We start from the raw sequence: 19,185 nt of genomic DNA, 5'->3' as shown, positions 1-19,185 counted from the left end.
CAATGGGTCTATCTAGCGTTACTCCCTCTACCTCAACCGCGTCTGCCTCAACCGCTGGCGATGTTATTGCTGCTCGACTGCCTTGGGTACTGCTATCCCTGCGTATTACCGTGTTTATCGTAATGTTTGTGTGGACATTGGATAAATTTGTCAATCCTGCCCATGGCATGGCGATATTCGAAAAATTTTACGGCATAGGTGGCGTGCCGGAACTTGCAGTATATATCATGGGAGCTTTTCAGTTAGTCCTTGTTTTTGCCTTTGTTTTTGGTTTAGCAAAACGCTACACGTACGGACTTATTTTTCTACTCCACGGCGGCTCTACGTTATCGTCGTTTCCACAGTACATTGACGCGTTCAATCACCTGCTTTTCTTCGCTGCCTGGCCGATGTGGGGAGCATGCTTTGCACTTTATTTATTGCGTGATGCAGACACCAAATTTACCCTCAGAAAAACTCAGGCGTCTTAATCGAGGGTTTAATGTTAAGATTGAGCTGTGGCAGCTCGGTAAAGGTGCTGCCACTCTTGTTCTGTAACCGGCATAATTGAAAGCCGCCCACCTTTTTTAACCAACGCAATTTCAGTGATATCAGGCATAGCTTTTATCTTCGCTAGCGGCAAAACCTTGTCGAAAGCCTCAACATATTTTACGTCAACACAAAACCATTTAGGGTTTTCCAATGTTGACCTAGCATCGTAATACGGAGATTCAGGGTTAAACTGACTAACGTCTGGATAGCCCTCTTTTACCACTTCAGCAACGCCAGCAATGCCTACAGATTTGCAGCTTGAATGGTATATGAATACCTTATCTCCTCGCTGTACGCCGTCGCGTAAAAAGTTTCTTGCTTGAAAGTTTCTCACGCCGTCCCAAGGCTCAGTTTGCTGAGGTCGGCGGGCTAAATCACTAATGGAAAATGCGTCGGGTTCGGTTTTAAATAACCAGAAGGCCATGGTGAACATCTCATTGCTATGGAACTATGAAGTTGAGTATACAAAGCTCGGTTATTTAATGACAGCGCTATACCGCCCATGCCCCAACACTGCTATAATCGCCGCTCAATTCTGAAAATTTGCCTAAGCGCTTTTCAGGCAAATTCTGTTTATTCAAAATGTGATCATTATGCAAGCCACCATTAAAGCCGACCGCAGTCTGTTTTCCTACCCTAAATACTGGCCCCACTGTCTTGGTACAGCGCCGTTTCTTCCTATGTCGAGAGAAGAGATGGACGCACTAGGATGGGACAGCTGTGACGTTATATTAGTAACCGGCGATGCTTATGTTGATCACCCAAGCTTTGGTATGGCTGTTATTGGGCGTGTTTTAGAAGCCCACGGATTTCGCGTAGGGATCATTGCCCAGCCAGATTGGAAGAGCAAAGACGACTTTATGAAGTTGGGCAAGCCCAATCTGTATTTCGGTGTCACTGCGGGCAACATGGATTCCATGATCAACCGCTACACCTCAGATAAAAAGCTACGCCACGACGATGCTTACACACCCGGCAATGTGGGCGGTAAGCGCCCCGACAGAGCGGTAACCGTATATGCACAGCGCTGTAGAGAAGCGTTTAAAGGCGTACCAGTTATCGCTGGTGGTATTGAAGCAAGCTTACGTCGAATTGCTCATTATGATTACTGGAGTGAAAAAGTACGCCGCTCTGTGCTTTTTGACTCAAAAGCCGACATGCTTTTCTTTGGAAATGCTGAGCGCCCGCTTGTTGAGGTTACTCACCGTTTAGCGGCTGGAGAGAGCATTGCAGACATGCGCGATATACGCGGTACCGCTATTATCGTTAAAGAGGCGTTACCAGAATGGCAAGGCGTCGACTCCACCTCACTTGATCGCCCGGGAAAAATAGACCCAATTCCAAGCCCCTACATAATGGAGCCAGAATGCGATTCACAGGAGAAGGATAGTAAAAGCAGTGAAGCGCCCGATGCATCACCGATTGTTATTCAGCCGCCGCAAAAGGAAAAGGAAAAGCGCAAACCTTGGGAAAATGTGTACGTAAAACTACCGGCATATGAAACAGTAAAAGATAACAAAACGTTGTATGCGCATACATCCCGTATTCTTCACCAAGAAACTAACCCTGGTTGTGCTCGTGCGCTCATGCAGCGACACGGCGACAGACACATTTGGATAAACCCACCCGCAATGCCTCTTGAAACTGAGGAGATGGATGCGGTTTTCGATTTGCCCTATCAACGAGTTCCTCACCCTGCGTACGGCGATGCGAAAATTCCTGCCTACGACATGATACGTTTTAGTATTAACATTATGCGTGGTTGTTACGGCGGCTGCACTTTTTGCTCTATCACCGAGCACGAAGGCCGAATTATACAAAGCCGCTCAGAAGACTCCATCATTCGAGAAATAGAGCAGATTCGCGATACCGTTCCAGGCTTTACCGGTGTGATATCCGATTTAGGTGGTCCCACCGCCAACATGTATCGTCTGCGCTGTAAAAGCCCTAAAGCTGAGGCAACCTGTCGTCGCCCCTCTTGCGTGTACCCGAGTATTTGTGCCCATATGGACACCGATCACAAACCCACTATCGATTTATATCGCCGGGCGCGTAATTTACCGGGCATTAAGAAAATACTTATTGCTTCAGGTGTTCGTTACGACTTAGCCATTGAAGATCCTGAGTACATTAAAGAGCTGGCCTTACACCATGTAGGTGGCTATCTAAAAATTGCTCCTGAACATACCGAAGAAGGCCCTTTGTCCAAAATGATGAAGCCGGGCATGGGCACATACGACAGGTTTAAAGCGCTTTTTGACAAGTACTCTGAAGAAGCAGGCAAAAAACAGTACTTAATTCCGTATTTTATTGCCTCGCACCCGGGTACTACCGACGAAGACATGCTTAGTCTTGCAATATGGCTTAAAGAAAATAAATTTAAGCTAGATCAAGTGCAAAACTTTTACCCGTCACCCATGGCTACTGCAACAACCATGTATCACACAGAGGTAAATTCTCTGCGCAAAGTGACGAAAGACAGTGAAGAGGTGCCATCAGCAAAAGGTGAAATTCACCGCCGCCTGCACAAGGCTATGCTGCGTTATCACGACCCTAAGAACTTTGCTCAAATTCGCCAAGCGCTAGTCAAAATGGGCAGAGAGGATTTGATTGGTAGAGGACCACAGCACCTTGTGCCACCTGAGAGCGCCAACGAAAAACGCCAGAAAGCCCAAAAAGGCCGTCGCGGAGAGCGCGCGTTAACTAAACACACAGGTTTGCCACCATCATTCCAGCGCGAATCTAATGGCAAAAAGTCTAACCGTGTGAATAGCCAAGGCAAAAGCAGCGGCGATACTACAAAAAGTAACGCAGGAAAGGCATCAGGTAACAGACCACCAAAGTCTCGCGGTCAGCGTCAGCAACCAACCAGCAAACGTTAACTGCACCTTTGTCAAAGCGTAGTGGATTGCTCTTAACAAGCGAATAACGCTGAATACGAAGAAAGCTTAATAAAAATGAGGAGGCCTCTTACTCTTAAATGCTAATTAGAGCAGTAAGAGGCCTTTACGCTTTAACCCTATTCGGCAGAGGCGACACACGTAACACCAGCAAGGGCAGTTAGGTTTGCGCTTGTGTCACTCGCCTCATCACTAGCACTCACTTTACTTACCTTGTTTTCATAGCGAAGAAAGCAACTATCGCCCTGTTTTAACAGGGTAAATACAAAAGCGGGATTATTATGCCGTCCCTGAATGGGTAGCCCTCGATTGTCTTGTATAGCTTTGCGCTCAATAGTTACCGTGGACGATGTAGTAAAAGCGTTACTAGCCAGGGTTATTGATTGCCCGCTTAATTGCGCACTCATCGCTGCTTTTATTTCAGCCAGTTGTTTTGACACTTGCTTGGCAGAAGTTTTTGACAACAGCGCAGGCTGAAATGGCAAATCGGTGCTTGGCATTTGTGTTTGCTCTGATTTCGCTGATTTCGCTGAAAGCTCGGCGCAACCAGCGATAAGCAAAACCGTGCCCACTATAAACGTTGCAGAAATTGTCCTGCCTTGCCCAAGATTTAATCGCCCAAGACACCATCGTCCCAGATAGCACAGTCCCAGACCCCTTTGCCTCATAACCATTATTGTTTTTCTCTTAAAATAGGCTCGTTAATTTTATTGTGCAAAATTAACGCATCGCGTTCTCTATGAGGAGCTTTAATTGCCAACGATGTTTTCGCTGTACCGAAACTCGACTGCACTTGCTGACTTTGTTCTGCAACTGCTGTGCCTTCTGTACCAGCAGCACTTGCTGGACATGAACCAGTTTGAGCGTACGCAAGGGCCGCGGCTAACATACCTTCATTAGCGTCACCTAACGGATTCGTGAAGTCATCTGCCACTGAGCAGCCTGGTAACTCAAAGGCAAAGTTGGGTGTAGAAGTAGGAATGAATCCATCTGCAAAATCACCGAACCCTTTATTATTTACGCCTTGAAATTGAATAGTAAAATACGTAGTGCCGCAGTTGTCGGTAGGATAAAAACCATACGGTTTACCGCAAGTAGGAGAGCCTATTTGTACCACCTCAACATCAATGCCTCGTAATGAGTTGATAACAGCTTCGCTCGCTGAGCAAGTCGAGCCGGTAGTAATGACGTAAACCGTACTCACCGACAAGCTAGGTAGTAACCTATTGGTAAGGACTCCCTCGTTATAATCTATTTCGTTAGAATAAAATGGCGTCGGTCTAATGGTACCGCCAGTAACGGGGTTGGTTGTTGGGTACTTATCATTAAATTGCAATGTTTCAAATATTGCGTTGTTCGTCTGGTTTGGCCCCGCCACCATATAAGACAACTGTGACGCTAACGCTAACAGCCCTCCTCCGTTGTAACGCAAGTCAATGACCAGCTCAGTCACATTATTATCAATAAATTGCTCGAAGGTGGAAATTAATGAATCTTGGGCTGTGCGAATGAAAGTATTAAATTGGAAGTACCCTACCTTACCTATGTCAGTATCGAGGATCCGAACATTTTGCACCGGAGAGACTTCAATATTTGCCGAGGTAACGCTCACCGTCAGTTCACTGCCATCAACTAAGTCGAAGGTAAAGTTAGTTGTTTTTCCACTTTCAGAAGGAAACAAGCCTGCGTTTATCACATCAACCGCTTCTTGCGTATTCGCGTTAACGAAGTCAACACCATCCACAGTTTTTAATGATGCGCCACGTGGAATACCTGCCTGAGCAGCAGGTGAATTGGGTTCTGTGTACTGCACAATAAGCTCGCGCGGGGTCACTAAACTGACAAATTCCCATTCAAAACCATATCCCGATGAGACGCCGGTTTGGGTAAGCGTATTATATTCATCTGTTGCCCGAGAGAAGTGAAAATTATCTTTGAGTGTTCCGGTTGGGGTTAACTCCGTTGTTTTAAGTTGATCGAAGTAACCCGCAATTGTGAAATTTGCCGGGTCGTTATCTTCAACTTCGTCATACCAGAGGTAAGTGTCATTGGTCCATGAACGCATCCACAGCTTTTCATCCATAGCTGTGCCCTGCTCATCTGGATACGCGTTTCCAGAAAAAGGATCGATACCACTTCTAGGTGCTACGCATTGATTGATAAACTCAGACTCAGGTTCATAAACTCCCGCTTGCCAAACAGGCTCGCTGGGAGTTTCTGCTGCAGGAGGAGCAACGGATATGGGATCTGGTGTAGTTGAGGATGAGCCACTTCCACCACAGGCAGAGAGTGCGGTGACAATACAGGCGAGAGAAAACCAGCTCTTTACATCTACGACTTTCATTAATTCGCTTCCTTCTATAAAGCAGCTATATCTGCTCATGAGTTTTACGAGACCATATTAACTCGGCATTGATTGTATAGCTCAGTATCAAACCACTGATTTAACCGAGAGGTTTGCTCAACACGCCTAGTTCGCACTCGTTCTAACATTACCTATTACCAAGATATTGCCACAAGGCTTTCGTGTTTAACATTTATTGAGTTTAAATTTTTGTAAACAAATGCAAAGCAAGCACAAGCGAAAAAATCATTTTCTAATGGGTAAAAAGCCCACATCTGTCTCGGTCAAGCTTGAAAGATAAAGTCCCTCGGCTGTTTGAAGTACTCCTGTGGTAAAAGAGTATTCTCCAGAAGGTGATTGAAGGCTTTCTATTATTTCTCCTGTTGGGCCTACTTTTATAACGTGACCGTATTTTACTGCTTTTGGCCTAAGTGCAGCAGGAAACCTCTGGATGATAGTTCGCAACAAGGGTTTGTTTGACAGGTAATCGATTAACTTATTTCGGGGTGTTGCCAGCCCAACCCAAAGACTTCCCTCGCTGGTAATACTCAGATTGTCGGGAAAACCTGGCAAGTTATCGACAAAAGTTTCAACCGAACCGGCTTTGGGACCTTGCAACCAATAACGCAGAATACGGTAACTTCCGGTCTCATTAACAAATACGCAATCTCCATTATTCGACACCGCTACGCCATTGGCAAAAACAAGCCCGCTTATAAGTACCCGGCTCACTTTGGTTGCTGGGTTAAATTCAATAAGCTTTCCGTTACCTCTATGCTCCATAATTTCCAGCAAGCTTGCATTTAAGGTGCCCTCGAAGCGCTGGGCAGAAAATTTTGAGGTGGCATCCGTTAAATAAATTACGCCATTTTCGGCTACATCGACGTCGTCTGCATAAACAATATCTGCGCTTTCTTGCTCGTCTAGTTCAACGGTAATGTTTCCTGTTTTATCTATTTTTAGCAACCCCATATGAGCATCTGCCACATACAAATTGTCGGCACTATCATAGGCCAGCCCAAGTGGTCTGCCGCCAGTATTTACCCATGGTTTAAACACTGTATCGCTTGGTCCCTTGAGCAAAATATTCCCTGAGTGACTGGAAACAGCAATAACTCCTTTGCTATTGATGGCAAAGTCCTCAGGTCCATAATCGCTTCCCATGTCAATACGCTGAACTTTATCGAGTTTATTGTTAGTCTTGAGTGTTTTAACCAACCCTTGACTTGAGGGCGCTTGCCAAGAAACCGGGTCAATTGAAACCGGCCAAAACAAAAGGTAAACCACAGTGAAAAGTAATAAAAAAAGAAACAATAAAAATAATGCGCGCAAAAGGTTTCTCCGACTGTTTTTTTAGAGCTTATCAACTTAATCAACAGTAACCGCTTTTTTTTGATTATAAGCTGTTATTCACTAAGCCCACTCTTTGCCTTAAGTTTAACCAGCGTTTAGATGGCTACGCATAGAAATCGCAAGTAAAATTACAATTCATTAAGTATCAATCTTTTGCAGTACCAAGCTATGTATTAACACTAACCATAATCTGTGCCGAAAGGTTTGTGTAGTTCTATATGTATTTCTTACTGTTTAGCACCCTTGTAGTTATATTGGGGGGAATGGTGACCTTTCAGGCACTTTTCGCCCCTCTTGTGTTTATCAAATTACCGAGTGATGTAGCACGTCCCTTCATACGAAAATTTTTTCCGTTTTACTATTTATACTTCGGCGCACTTTCCGCTATAGCGACCGTTGCCGCTGCGGTTGATACACGATGGGAACAGGTATTCATTCTTGTTCCAGTTACACTGGGTTTTGTTATAAGCCGGCAAATACTCATGCCGTTGGCAAACGAAGCCACTGATAGTCAACAAAACAGTAAATTTCAGCTTTATCATCGTTTAACTGTGTTGATTAACACGGTGCAGCTTGTTGCGCTAGCGCTGTGTATGTACTGGCTCATTCCGTCGCCGCTCGCGTATGGAGGGTAATGATTATGTCGTCAATCAGTAAAAGCGTGTTATCTCGCACTAGCGCAAAGGTAGATAAAGAGTTGCGAGCAAGCCACGCCGGAGAAACAGGTGCGGTGTGGATTTATCGCGGCGCCCTAACCGCAGAATTTCTGGTTAGTTTGGTGAGTTTCTCTCGCTCCCCCCATAAAAATAACAAAGCGCTTAGCGTTAAGGCATTTGCCAGCGAACATCTGCAAACAGAGAAAACGCACCTAAGCATATTCGAGAACGAAATGCCCACGTTTCGCGGCAGTTATATGCTGTTGCTATGGATGATTGCGGGTTTCCTAACCGGCTTTATTCCTCGCATATTGGGGCATAACTGGTTCTTCTACACAATTTACTGTGTTGAATATTTTGTCGACCAGCATTACGAGGCGCAGTGCTGTTTACTTGAGAATGTTGACCCTTTGCCAAGCGAAGTACTACGAAAATTCAGGCAGTGCCAACAAGACGAACAAAGTCATCGAGACGAGGCCTATCAAGCAATGACATCAACACCTTCCTTTACGATGAAGCTGTGGGGTAAGATTGTGGGTAAAGGCTCAGCAGCGGCAGTCGCTGTCGCAAAGCTCATCTAATTTGAACAGTATTAATACACACGGTAGGCATGGGAAAGCGAAATAGGCTACGAGAACCAAGACAATGTGATAAGTGCAATGTTGAAGCCGACATTCAATTTCGTGTTTGGTTTGAAGACAAGTGGCACATTGTATGTAAGCAGTGTCAGCTGGAAGCTTCTGATGCATCTGATTACATGTATGGCGGTACATGGAAACGTAAAAAGCGACATTGATAGCAAATTAGCTATGCCTGCTAAATATGCCTTCTAGCGTTACCGACCATCTTTACCGACCAGCTTTATCAACCAAATAACGTGTTTAATTTACACACTCTTGCCACTTTTCGACTAATTGTACTTCCGCAAAGAATGAAAATAGCGGAAGATATACGCATAACGCAACATGGCCCAAGCACGCTTATATCAGTTTTTGCTTGAAGGCCATCGAAAACAAGGTAAGACAATGCCAAAGGCAAGTGAAATTAAAAAGAATCACACCATCGTTTATGGTGGCAAAACATGTATTGTGAGAGATATTGAACGCTCTGTTCCCCAAGGCAGAGCCGGCGGCAGTATTTACCGCATGCGCATGTATGACGTGGTAAGCGGCGCTAAATTCGACGAAACTTTTAAAGATTCAGATATGCTAGAAATGGCTGACTTAGTGCGCCGTCCGGTGATGTTTTCTTACATGGATGGCGATGAGTATGTTTTTCTTGATGATGAAGATTACACTCCTTACCACTTAAATAAAGAAAGCATTGCCGATGAAGCGTTGTTTATTAATGAAAAGACTGAATCTATCCAAGTCTTAATTGTAAGCGACGTTCCCGTGGCCCTCGACCTACCTATGAGTGTAGAGCTTGAAGTGGTGGAAACAGACCCGTCAATTAAAGGGGCGTCTGCAACATCGCGAACTAAACCTGCCACCTTATCAACAGGTCTTGTTGTGCAAGTTCCCGAGTACATCAGCACAGGTGAGTGGATAAAGGTAAACACGGAAGAGCGTAAATTTCAAAGTCGCGCCTAACGTTTGAGTAAAACTATCCTTTGATCAGCCTGCATTCGTTACGGCTGAAAAGTTACAGATGAAAGGCATAAAAAAACCGGATAAGCGATTGCTTATCCGGTTTTGACTTTCTATCGATTGAGAAAACTCAGTTTTTAAGCTGCTACACTCTCTTCTTCAGTTTCTACCACCTCGTGGCTAAGCAGATATTCAAAAGCCGCTAGTGATGCTTTTGCGCCCTCGCCCATCGAGATAACAATTTGCTTGTAAGGCACAGTTGTTACATCGCCCGCAGCAAAAATGCCTGGCTCAGACGTATGGCATTTGTCGTCAATAACAATTTCGCCATATTGTGACATTTCTACCGTATCTTTCATAAACTGGCTGTTTGGCACTAGACCAATTTGAATAAAGACGCCCGACAACTCCTGAGTATGGATTTCGTTCGTGCTGCGATCCTGATACTCAATAGCGTTTACTTTGCCATTTTCCGCAGTAATTTGTCGCGTTGCAGCGTTTTTAACAATGTTGATGTTATCGCGCTTGTTTGCTTGATCTACAAGTACTTGGTCGGCCTTTAACTCTGGCATAAATTCAAATACCGTTACCGATTTAACGATGCCCGCCAAGTCTAACGCAGCCTCTATACCAGAGTTACCACCGCCAATCACTGCTACGTCTTTGCCCTTAAAGAACGGGCCGTCGCAATGCGGGCAATATGCCACGCCATTACCTACATTTTCTCTTTCGCCTGGCACTCCAAGCTCTCTCCAGCGTGCGCCTGTAGCAACAATAATACTGCGAGTGCGAATTTGCTCTCCAGAGGACAAGGTAATGGTTTTAACATTGCCCTTTTCGATGTTATCTACACGCACGTGCTCTTTTAACGTAATATCATAATCGCGTACGTGTTCCATCAGGTTACCAACCAGCTCTGGTCCTGTGGTTTTTGGCACTGAGATAAGGTTCTCAATACCCATAGTGTCTTTAACCTGTCCACCGAACGTCTCTGCAACAACAGCTACTTTCAAGCCTTTTCGAGCGCTGTATATTGCCGAAGCAACGCCTGCCGGGCCGCCACCGATCACGGTTACGTCTTGTAACGGTAAGGTTTCCCCTTTATTTGCCTCTTTTAGACCGGGGTTACGCTCAAGCAGCTTATCGATAAGAACCGACGCATCTACCTTGCCGTTGGCAAACAATTCACCGTTTAAATAAACGCTAGGTACGCCTTGAATGTCACGCTCTTCAATAATGTTCTGATACAGACCGCCATCAATCATTTCTGATGTGATATTGGGATTAATCAATGCAAACTGATTAAGTGCCTGTACAACGTCTGGACAGTTGTGACAGCTTAAGCTTATAAACACTTCAAAGTTCAGTGGCTCATCTACTGCTTTTACAATTGAAGCCACACTATCATCTAGCTTTAATGCAGTGCCTGATGCATGAAGCATTGCTAGGATCAGTGAGTTAAACTCATGGCCGCCAGGAATTCCTGAAAACCTGATCCCGGTGTCTTCGCCGTCAGCCTCTAGTAAAAAGCTGATTGAACTGCGAAGCTCGCCATTGGTTTCGCGTTCTTCAACGCTTAATTTTTCGCTTACACCTGCAATGTCGGACAGAAAGCTAACAAGCTCTTCGCGCTTGCTATGTTCACCGGTCTGTACGACGAAGGTTACGTTTTTCTGCATTGATTCGGTGTACCCCTTCAATGCTTGTAAAATTTCTTTAGTTAACACGGTTATCCTGCCTTATTTTCGACACGCCGATCCCCGCTAATCAAATTTATGACTAACACGTGAGCGGAAATGGGTAAGTTAAATAGAGGGAGCGAGAGTTCGCTCCCTTACGACTACTTAAAAAGTAGCGTTGATGCTTAGATTTTGCCTACTAAGTCTAGAGAAGGAGCTAGTGTTGCTTCACCTTCTTTCCATTTAGCTGGGCAAACTTCACCTGGGTTAGCAGCAACGTATTGTGCAGCTTTGATTTTGCGCACTAGGTCGTCAGCGTCACGGCCAATACCTTCAGACGTGATTTCCATTGCTTGTACGATACCTTCTGGGTCAACAACGAATGTTGCACGGTCAGCTAGGCCCATTGTTTCACGCATACAATCGAAGTTGCGAGTGATTTCACCTGTTGGGTCGCCAATCATAGCAAACTTGATCTTGTTGATAGTGTCTGAAGAATCATGCCATGCTTTGTGTGTGAAGTGAGTATCCGTAGATACTGAGAATACTTCTACACCGCGAGCTTGAAGCTCTTCATATTTATCAGCGATGTCACCAAGTTCAGTTGGGCATACAAATGTGAAGTCCGCTGGATAAAATACGAAAACTGCCCATTTGCCTTTGATGTCTTCACTACTTACGTCAATAAATTCGCCGTCTTTAAACGCAGTTGCTTTAAAAGGCTTTATAGCAGTATTAATCATTGCCATGTTACATTCTCCATTGTCTTTTTAAATAAGAGTGGTTTTAAATTAGATTCGTAGGCCTATGGCATACGAGAGTAATCTTTACGTATATATCGAGCACTTGGTTTTGCCGCTTAATGGCTTTTTGCAGGTGCCCTTCAACTTGGTGTAAAGAATAACGCGCCATTTTATAAATTACTAATTGGTAAATGTGAATCGCCTAATCAAGATATTGAATCGAACGACTAAAATTTATCAAATTTGTTTAAAAACAACGCGATAACAGTGGAGTAGCCTGATGCGACATTCGCAATTAGCAAAAGAAATAGCCAGAGTTGATGGTTCATCTCCATCAAGGTCAATTGGAAAACACCTCAAAATGGCGTCTAGTCCATTTGTTTTTTTCCGTGGCACTGCCCAGCTATTTTACTCCGACGTCTATAATGGGGTCATATCGACGCCAGACAACCTACAAAATATTCCTTTGACCAGTGTTGTTGGCGACTGCCACCTATCCAACTTTGGTTTTCTTACCGAGGAAGGCTCTCATGGCGATACAGTCATTTTTTCTCCCAACGATTTTGACGACGCCTGTGTTGGGCGAGCTGAATGGGATATTTTGCGTTTACTTACCTCGCTGTCTCTAACACAAGTTCACTGCGAGGGAGTTGCAAACGGTACCTATCGTTTTGACGACATTGATACTAGTAAACCGGTTATAAGCAAAAATGCTGTTACTGAGGCGCAGCAAACGTTGCTATCTACTTATATTAACACCTGCGAGAATGTCACAGCAGATGCTAGCGTTATCTACGATGCTGTTGATTACCGCCCAGATAAAAGCCCATCTAAAATTGCTAAATTATACGACAAGGCTGCTATGCGAAGCGCTGGCGGCGATGCGTTTACCACTAAAAGTGCTTTAGCTAGGGCGGTTACCTTCAACGACGACACGCTAGCATTTAAAGCCAATAGAGGTAAATTCACACCTTTAAACGCTAAGGAGTATCAAGAACTCTATAATGCATTTGCGCCTTTTATGGATGATACTGTTGTAGATATAGTTAAAAGAGAGAACGCGGGCACGGGTTCTGTGAATATGGACCGATTTTATTTTTTAGTCGGCCCCAGAAAGCCGCATACCGCAGAAAGCTTTTCTAAATGTCACATTGTTGAAGTAAAACAGCAGCGCGAAGCTGCCCCGCTACATCACTTTAAATCTCTTTGCCCGGTCAACCTGCTTAACCCTGCGCATCTAACGGCACGAAGCCAACGAAGAATGCAGCGTCACGCCGACCTTATTCTCGATGAAGCCATTTACAATGATAAACATTTTCTCATTCGCTCTCGCCATCATGCAAAAGTAGGCATTACCCCTGAAGATGTCGCTATGGGCAATAAAGCGGTAAATGGAGGCTTTAACTATGTTGCCGAGCTCTGTGGATACACGCTTGCCCTAGCCCACTGTCGGGGAGACAGACGCAGTACTCGGTTTGCCAATGCTGCAGCTAGCGTGCTAACAGAAGAACGTGACAACCTTGTCGCAATTGCTAATCAATATGCAGAACTAGTTCAAAGCGACTACACATGGTTTTGCGAAACAATCGCTAAAGCCTAGACTGGGTTTAAGCTCACTTGGAGGATAAAACCTCCAAAAGATATTCACGATAGCGTTACTTATACGGGTAACGCGCCTCATATTACGCAATTAATCTTTTAAGTAAACTTACTCAAACCACCTTAACAACTGATTTTACTGTATATTTTTAAAATCAGGTTGAATAAGAACTAGTCATATTTACGCTAACAAAAGCCCTATACGGTAATCATAGCAACACAAAAGTTGCGGCCTTTACAGGCACTTAATGATAAAAAAGATTACTACAAAAGGGAAAAAACACGTGAGAACATCACTCTCTAAACTCAGTGCCGGCATTCTTTCCGCACTATCGCTTGCTGCGGCAAGTCATGCTGTATATGCCAACGACATTGTTATTAGCGGCGTTATTGATGGCCCTCTTTCAGGCGGTGTGCCAAAGGCTGTTGAGCTCTATGTGATTAATGATGTAGCAGATCTATCTACCTATGGTATTGGAAGTGCCAATAACGGAGGCGGAAGCGACGGTGAAGAGTTCACTTTTCCATCTCAAAGTGTTTCAGCAGGTACCTATCTGTATGTTGCATCAGACATCGATGGCTTTACCGCATTTTTTGGTACTGCACCGGATTTTGACAGCTCGGCAATGGCAATAAATGGCGACGATGCCGTAGAGCTTTTTAAAGACGGCAATGTGGTAGATACGTTTGGCGACATTAATGTTGATGGCAATGGCACTGCTTGGGAATACCTTGATGGTTGGGCATATCGCACTAATGGACAAACCGCAAACGCTGGTGCTTTCAATGACGAAAATTGGGCTTATAGCGGAGCTAATGCACTTGACGGCGCAAATACAAACGACGAAGCGTCTACCCCGTTCCCTTTAGGCACATTTACTACAGAAGGCGGTGGTGATGTAGAGCAGCCACCTGTAGAACCTCCAGTTGCTTTAGGCGTTTGTGGCGACGATGCAACACTTTTAAGCACAATTCAAGGCGCTGGCACCGCATCTGAAGAACTGGGTAACAATCATATTGTCGAAGGCATCATTACCGGTAAACGCCAAGGTGGTTTCTTTATTCAAGAAGAAAACGCTGATAGCGACAATGACGCTATGACGTCTGAGGCAATTATTGTGGAAGGCGAAACGGACATCGCCGTTGGCAACATTGTTCGTTTGTATGGGAATGTAGCCGAGAACTTCGGTATGACAACCTTAGAGATGGATAGTGACGTTGTACCTGCTGATTGCGGTACAAGCGATGATATCACTACTATTAATATATCTATGCCTTACGAAGAGGACTTAGAAGCCTATGAAGGTATGTTAGTAAGCGTTACCGATGCCACAGTGACCAGTACTAACTCTCTTTGGCGTTTCGGTGAAGTTGTGGTGAGTGATAGTGTAAAACGCCAACCAAGCGATGTAGCCGCCCCATTATCTGACGCCTACGCAGCTGCACAAGCAGAAAGCGAAGCCAGTCTTTTGACGATTGAAGATAACAGCGGTTCACAATACCCAGACGCTATAAGCTTTTTCCCTAATTTTAGCTACGCAAACGCCATCCGAATTGGCGACACTGTGTCTGCTTCGGGCCCACTGAATTTCAGCTTTGGAACTTACCGTATCAATCCTACCGAGGTGATTACCGTTACTTCAACCCGTGAAGATACACCTATGGTAAGTGAAGGCAATTTGTCGGTTGCTACGTTCAACGTTTTGAACTACTTCAACGGTGATGAAGATGAGAATGGTGAGCTGACTTTCGACTACGACAATAATCGTGGTGCTGAAAGTGAAGAGGCATTCGCACTCCAGGAAGGTCGAATAGTTGAAGCTATCGTTGATTTAAATGCCGATGTTGTTGGCCTAATGGAGATCGAAAACGATGGATTTGGTGATGACAGTGCCATTCAGTCATTACTCAACGCAATTAATGCACAGCTTGGCGAGGCAGAGCAGTACGCGTTTATCAGCACGGCTGATAACACTCAAATCGGCACTGATGCTATCACCGTTGGATTATTGTATCGCGGCACTGTTGTTACACCACAAGGCGATGCAGTGATAGTGGCAATGCCTGAACAACAGATATCTGAAGATAGACTTGCGAGAATGCGTCCGTCATTGGTGCAAACATTTGAACACATCGAAAGCGGTGAGACCTTTGCGGTTGCTGTGAACCACTTCAAATCGAAGGGATCGCAGTGTGCGGAAGACATCGCTGAGGCGCCATCAGAAATAGATACCATTCAGGGTAGCTGTAACGCGCTTAGAGTGTCAGCTGCTATTACGCTGGGCAACGCTCTTAACGATGAAACTCTGCCTGAACGTAAAATTATACTAGGTGATTTGAACGCATACAGCGCAGAAGACCCTGTTGCGGTACTGACTCACTATACGCCAGAAGAGCGCGGATACACCATTAAAACTGCGGTCAGCACTGGAATGGATGAGGGTGAATCGGTAGAAGTAGATACAAGCTATGGATACCATAATCTTGCAGAAACATTCGACGAAGACGGCTTCTCTTACTGGTTCTTTGGTACAGAACAAGTGGGAAGCCTAGACCATGTTTTAGCTAGTGATGCCATGCTTGCAGATGCTGTAGATGGGACGCATTGGAATATCAACTCTGTTGAAGCTTATCAACTGCAATACAACCAAGCTCTTCGCTTCTATCCAGACGAAGAAGGTTATGCGTTTACCGATGTAGGTCCGTTTAGAAGCTCAGACCACGACCCGTTCATTGCTACGTTTAACTTGGTTGCAGACGATCCTGCTCCACTACCAGTGCCTGTTGAAGAGGAAGATAGCTCGGGCGGCTCTATGGGAGGTTTATTAACATTGCTTGCTGCAATGGTTGGTTTTCGCCGCTTCTCTCGCGTGGATACTAATAAGGCGTAAAAAACGTCACTAGTAAGTTGGATTGATAAATAAAGGCCCTTTAATCACTTAAAGGGCCTTATTTTTTTGTTTAATTAGGGCGTTAATAAGTTTTTTTAGCCTTTCTCAGTTATTTCTTCAGCGTTTGTGGTGCTGCCTTTGGCATCATTTTTTGCGCCTTCCTTTGCGCTCTCCTTGGCCAACACGCCCACAAAATCTGAGGCGCTTACATCGTCAACTTCCAACCCGAGTCGTTGAATATACATATCGCGCTTCTCCATTTGAGTAGGCGATAATTTCCCTTCAAGAAGAAGCTTTGCCGCTTTGTGAGCGACTTCCATCTGCTCATCGCTTAAATCTTCACCCACGTGTATTTGCGACACTATTTTTAACAGGCTAAGGGCCACCTGCTTATCGCTAGGAGATATTGTGAGGGCTTGTCTTAGGTTGTTGTAAGCGGGCAACAACCTATTTTCTTTGTAGTTCACCGCAGCCATATGTTTCAGCTCTTTCGGCGTAAACTGAATTTCGTTGCGCTCAATTGACTCTTGCTTCAAGTATTCATCAACGACCTGAGAAGAGAAGGTATCACCCTCAATTTGCTTTCTTAACTTGTCTAGAATTTTGACACAATGTTCACGCATACCAAGCTCATGAAATGCCTTCATCTTGTCAAGGCTGTCTTCCATCGATAGACCTTCAATGTCTACAGAGCTTCGCTTCATTACCTGCTCTGCGCCTTTTTTATCATCTTTCAAACAAAGCACCCGAGCTTTAATTACATCAACCTGATCGTTAAGTGCAGATTGAACGCCCTTTTGTTGCGACACAGCATCGATATCGTGCTCGGCCCGCTGAATATACTTAATAGCTTCGGGACCAGTTAGGCTGGTAGCGAGGTCAATAGTGCTACGAATGACGTTAAGTGAGAGCTGTGGAGAGTCGTGAATAGAGTTCTTGGCAAACTTTGCCATATTCTGCACAGCAGAGAGTTGGCCAACTTTGTCATGATTTAATCTCGCCAAGTCCCACAGGCGTTTATTGCGCTCAATATTCCTCGGTGCCAATCGACTCGCTTCTTTCATCTGTTCGTAAGCAATGTCGAACTGTTCTTTTTCAATAAAATATTGTGCTAGCAAATCGAAGGTTAAAAATCGTGTATCTGCACGCTGAAGTAAATCATCAACAATAAGTTGTGCCTCTTCTAACTCATCCTGTCGTAGCAGAGCGCGTGTTAAACCAATGTGTACCCAGGCGTGATCCATACTTTGCAGCAGCTCGCGAAAATAATTCTCTGCCGTTTCAAAGTCCCGCAGCTGTAACAGGCAATCACCAATTAAGCGTTTAATTCTAGTGTGATATTCAGCCAAGGATGCGTCTTTTAATTGGCGCTCTGCGTAGTACATCGCGGTGGAATAGTCACCTAGCTGCATACAATGCAGCATTTTATGCAACTTGTAACGAATTTGAAGGAGATACTGAAGACGCCCAATAACGGCTGTACGCTGAAGAGGCTTTACCCAGAAATCATCGGGTTGCAGTTCAACTATACAGTTTACCAGCTCGGATGACGTCTCAGCGCTTAAAAAGATAACTGTTGTCGTGTCGTTGATATAGTTGAGGTGTTTTAATTCTTCAAAAAGATGAAAGCCGTCTTTGTCGTGACTAACGTTAAAAGCAAGTAAAACAAAGTCAAACTGTCTCTTTTCACAAAGGCGTTTAGCATGAAACGCATTAAATGCGCTACTGACGTGCTTAATTCCCACGTCATGCAGCGCAGACGCTACTACGTCGTGTACCAATCCTTGGTTGTCGATAACCAATACATGAAGTTCTTCTCTTGGTACGGGGGCAGGAATTTTTTCCAACATTTAGCAATCACTTCTCACGTCTTTTCCTTAAGCAACACAGTATTGAGCATGAACTTGCGGTTTAGAGCACGGTTTAAAGCACAATGTAAAACACCTTAAATATCGACTCTGTGGGCTAGCATGCATAATATTGCATATGTATAAGTGATGTCGATACCAGATCACGGCAGAAGAATGCATCAAAATTGAATGCAGCAGCTAGAAAATAGGTTGCTGATAGCGCAATACTCGAAGCAGCAGACATCACCTCAACGAATATTAGCACTTACACCACACAAAACGCTAGCAAGGCTTATATCGGCGGGTCTATTTGTGCATTTATGCTACCGTTAACTCTAAACCAACCCGCCACTGAATGACGCTCGCGGTTTGACATTAGCACTTCGTGGGGAAACTCCTCACTTAAAAACACAACAAATGTGCCTCGTGTGGGCTCAATCTTTAATCCTTTTATATCCTCATTATTTTGATACAACACCAGTTCACCGCCGTCGCCCTCTTTCCAGTCTTCGTTCAGGTAGGCTACTAGCGACAATACTCTGTTGGTTTGGTTTTTTAAAACTCGCTGTTCTTTAAAAGCATCTAGATGGCGCTTATAAAATGCCCCCACGTCATAACAAGCAAAATGACTTTCAAACGAGAAAAGCCCCATAAATAAACTTCTATTGATATACGTTTTTAATGCATCACACCATGACAGCCAAATTTGCCCTTCTACTGTGCTACCTGTAATCCAGCTAATTTCATCACTGCGTATATCGTCTTTCTGCTGAAATTGAGTAGCCCGCCCTATTCCTGCTTTTTGGTATTCGCTATCTTTCATCGAGCGCTGACAAGTTAATAATGCGTCTACTACTGCAACTGGTAGTCTATTGGGCTGAATACTAAAGCCCTGTTTGACGAGGTCGTTAACGACAGATTCAAAAATGGCGTCATCTAGGGTGATAAGAGGTGACGCTTCATTAACGGGTGTAATGTTCATAATGTTAGCGGCTAAAAATAAAATGGGTTTATAAGGGCTTTTTACTGGGTAGGCAACTAATAATGCGT

At 44.5% G+C, this 19,185-nt stretch carries 15 protein-coding genes; 7 read left to right on the top strand and 8 right to left on the bottom strand.

The genetic code is table 11. The features are described 5' to 3' along the window. Nucleotides 1-2 precede the first annotated feature (2 nt). A complete protein-coding gene (locus tag GTW09_RS12390; protein WP_239059376.1) occupies nt 3-470 on the top strand; it encodes a hypothetical protein in 468 nt (155 codons plus the stop codon). Between the two features lie 14 nt (nt 471-484). Here the strand turns inward: GTW09_RS12390 and GTW09_RS12385 are convergent, their stop codons facing one another. Next, entirely contained in the window at nt 485-955 is a 471-nt protein-coding gene (locus tag GTW09_RS12385; protein WP_163112132.1) for an EVE domain-containing protein, read from the bottom strand. 169 nt (nt 956-1,124) lie between these two features. Between GTW09_RS12385 and GTW09_RS12380 the strand changes: the two genes are divergently transcribed. Continuing rightward, nucleotides 1,125-3,413, top strand: coding sequence for a YgiQ family radical SAM protein (locus GTW09_RS12380; RefSeq protein ID WP_163112131.1), 2,289 nt, complete (start codon nt 1,125-1,127; stop codon nt 3,411-3,413). A 137-nt stretch (nt 3,414-3,550) separates the two neighbouring features. Here GTW09_RS12380 and GTW09_RS12375 read toward each other — a convergent pair whose 3' ends face one another. The 3 genes from GTW09_RS12375 to GTW09_RS12365 form a co-directional block, all read right to left on the bottom strand. Further along, complete coding sequence (locus GTW09_RS12375) at nt 3,551-3,931, bottom strand: hypothetical protein (protein ID WP_163112130.1); 381 nt, start codon at nt 3,929-3,931, stop codon at nt 3,551-3,553. 173 nt (nt 3,932-4,104) lie between these two features. Then, the gene (locus GTW09_RS12370) at nt 4,105-5,775 is read right to left on the bottom strand and encodes a S41 family peptidase (RefSeq protein WP_163112129.1); all 1,671 of its coding nucleotides are present in this window, start codon (nt 5,773-5,775) and stop codon (nt 4,105-4,107) included. A 246-nt stretch (nt 5,776-6,021) separates the two neighbouring features. Continuing rightward, nucleotides 6,022-7,107: an SMP-30/gluconolactonase/LRE family protein gene (locus GTW09_RS12365; protein WP_239059375.1), complete on the bottom strand. Its 1,086-nt coding sequence runs from the start codon at nt 7,105-7,107 to the stop codon at nt 6,022-6,024. Between the two features lie 239 nt (nt 7,108-7,346). On the opposite strand from GTW09_RS12365, the gene GTW09_RS12360 reads away from it, so the two are divergent. The 3 genes from GTW09_RS12360 (at nt 7,347) to efpL (ending at nt 9,376) form a co-directional block, all read left to right on the top strand. After that, nucleotides 7,347-7,763: a DUF4149 domain-containing protein gene (locus tag GTW09_RS12360; protein WP_163112128.1), complete on the top strand. Its 417-nt coding sequence runs from the start codon at nt 7,347-7,349 to the stop codon at nt 7,761-7,763. Beyond that, on the top strand, nt 7,763-8,365 hold the full coding sequence (locus GTW09_RS12355; RefSeq protein WP_239059374.1) for a demethoxyubiquinone hydroxylase family protein: 603 nt from the start codon (nt 7,763-7,765) through the stop codon (nt 8,363-8,365). The genes GTW09_RS12360 and GTW09_RS12355 overlap by 1 nt, the downstream gene beginning before the upstream one ends. Nucleotides 8,366-8,809: 444 nt before the next feature. Further along, the gene (gene efpL / locus GTW09_RS12350; RefSeq protein ID WP_163112127.1) at nt 8,810-9,376 is read left to right on the top strand and encodes an elongation factor P-like protein EfpL; all 567 of its coding nucleotides are present in this window, start codon (nt 8,810-8,812) and stop codon (nt 9,374-9,376) included. A gap of 134 nt (nt 9,377-9,510) precedes the next feature. Here efpL and ahpF read toward each other — a convergent pair whose 3' ends face one another. Then, nucleotides 9,511-11,100, bottom strand: coding sequence for an alkyl hydroperoxide reductase subunit F (gene ahpF / locus GTW09_RS12345; RefSeq protein ID WP_163112126.1), 1,590 nt, complete (start codon nt 11,098-11,100; stop codon nt 9,511-9,513). 137 nt (nt 11,101-11,237) lie between these two features. Further along, entirely contained in the window at nt 11,238-11,795 is a 558-nt protein-coding gene (gene ahpC / locus GTW09_RS12340; RefSeq protein ID WP_442855912.1) for an alkyl hydroperoxide reductase subunit C, read from the bottom strand. Between the two features lie 280 nt (nt 11,796-12,075). Here ahpC and GTW09_RS12335 point away from each other — a divergent pair, with 280 nt between their 5' ends. Further along, nucleotides 12,076-13,395, top strand: a complete 1,320-nt coding sequence (locus GTW09_RS12335) for a DUF2252 family protein (RefSeq protein WP_239059373.1) — start codon at nt 12,076-12,078, stop codon at nt 13,393-13,395. A 283-nt stretch (nt 13,396-13,678) separates the two neighbouring features. Further along, the gene (locus tag GTW09_RS12330; RefSeq protein ID WP_163112125.1) at nt 13,679-16,285 is read left to right on the top strand and encodes an ExeM/NucH family extracellular endonuclease; all 2,607 of its coding nucleotides are present in this window, start codon (nt 13,679-13,681) and stop codon (nt 16,283-16,285) included. A 95-nt stretch (nt 16,286-16,380) separates the two neighbouring features. On the opposite strand, the gene GTW09_RS12325 is transcribed toward GTW09_RS12330, so the two are convergent. Together GTW09_RS12325 and GTW09_RS12320 are read right to left on the bottom strand one after the other, a co-directional pair. Then, nucleotides 16,381-18,135 carry a response regulator gene (locus GTW09_RS12325; RefSeq protein WP_163112124.1) on the bottom strand — a complete coding sequence of 585 codons (1,755 nt, stop codon included), beginning with the start codon at nt 18,133-18,135 and terminating at the stop codon, nt 16,381-16,383. 292 nt (nt 18,136-18,427) lie between these two features. Beyond that, nucleotides 18,428-19,117, bottom strand: coding sequence for a 2OG-Fe(II) oxygenase (locus GTW09_RS12320; protein ID WP_163112194.1), 690 nt, complete (start codon nt 19,115-19,117; stop codon nt 18,428-18,430). Nucleotides 19,118-19,185: the final 68 nt, after the last annotated feature.

Origin of the sequence: Alteromonas hispanica (genome assembly GCF_010500915.1) — a bacterium.
Lineage (GTDB): Bacteria > Pseudomonadota > Gammaproteobacteria > Enterobacterales > Alteromonadaceae > Alteromonas > Alteromonas hispanica.
The sequence above is the reverse complement of the archived record's forward strand: the minus strand, read 5'-3'. Positions and strand labels throughout refer to the sequence as shown.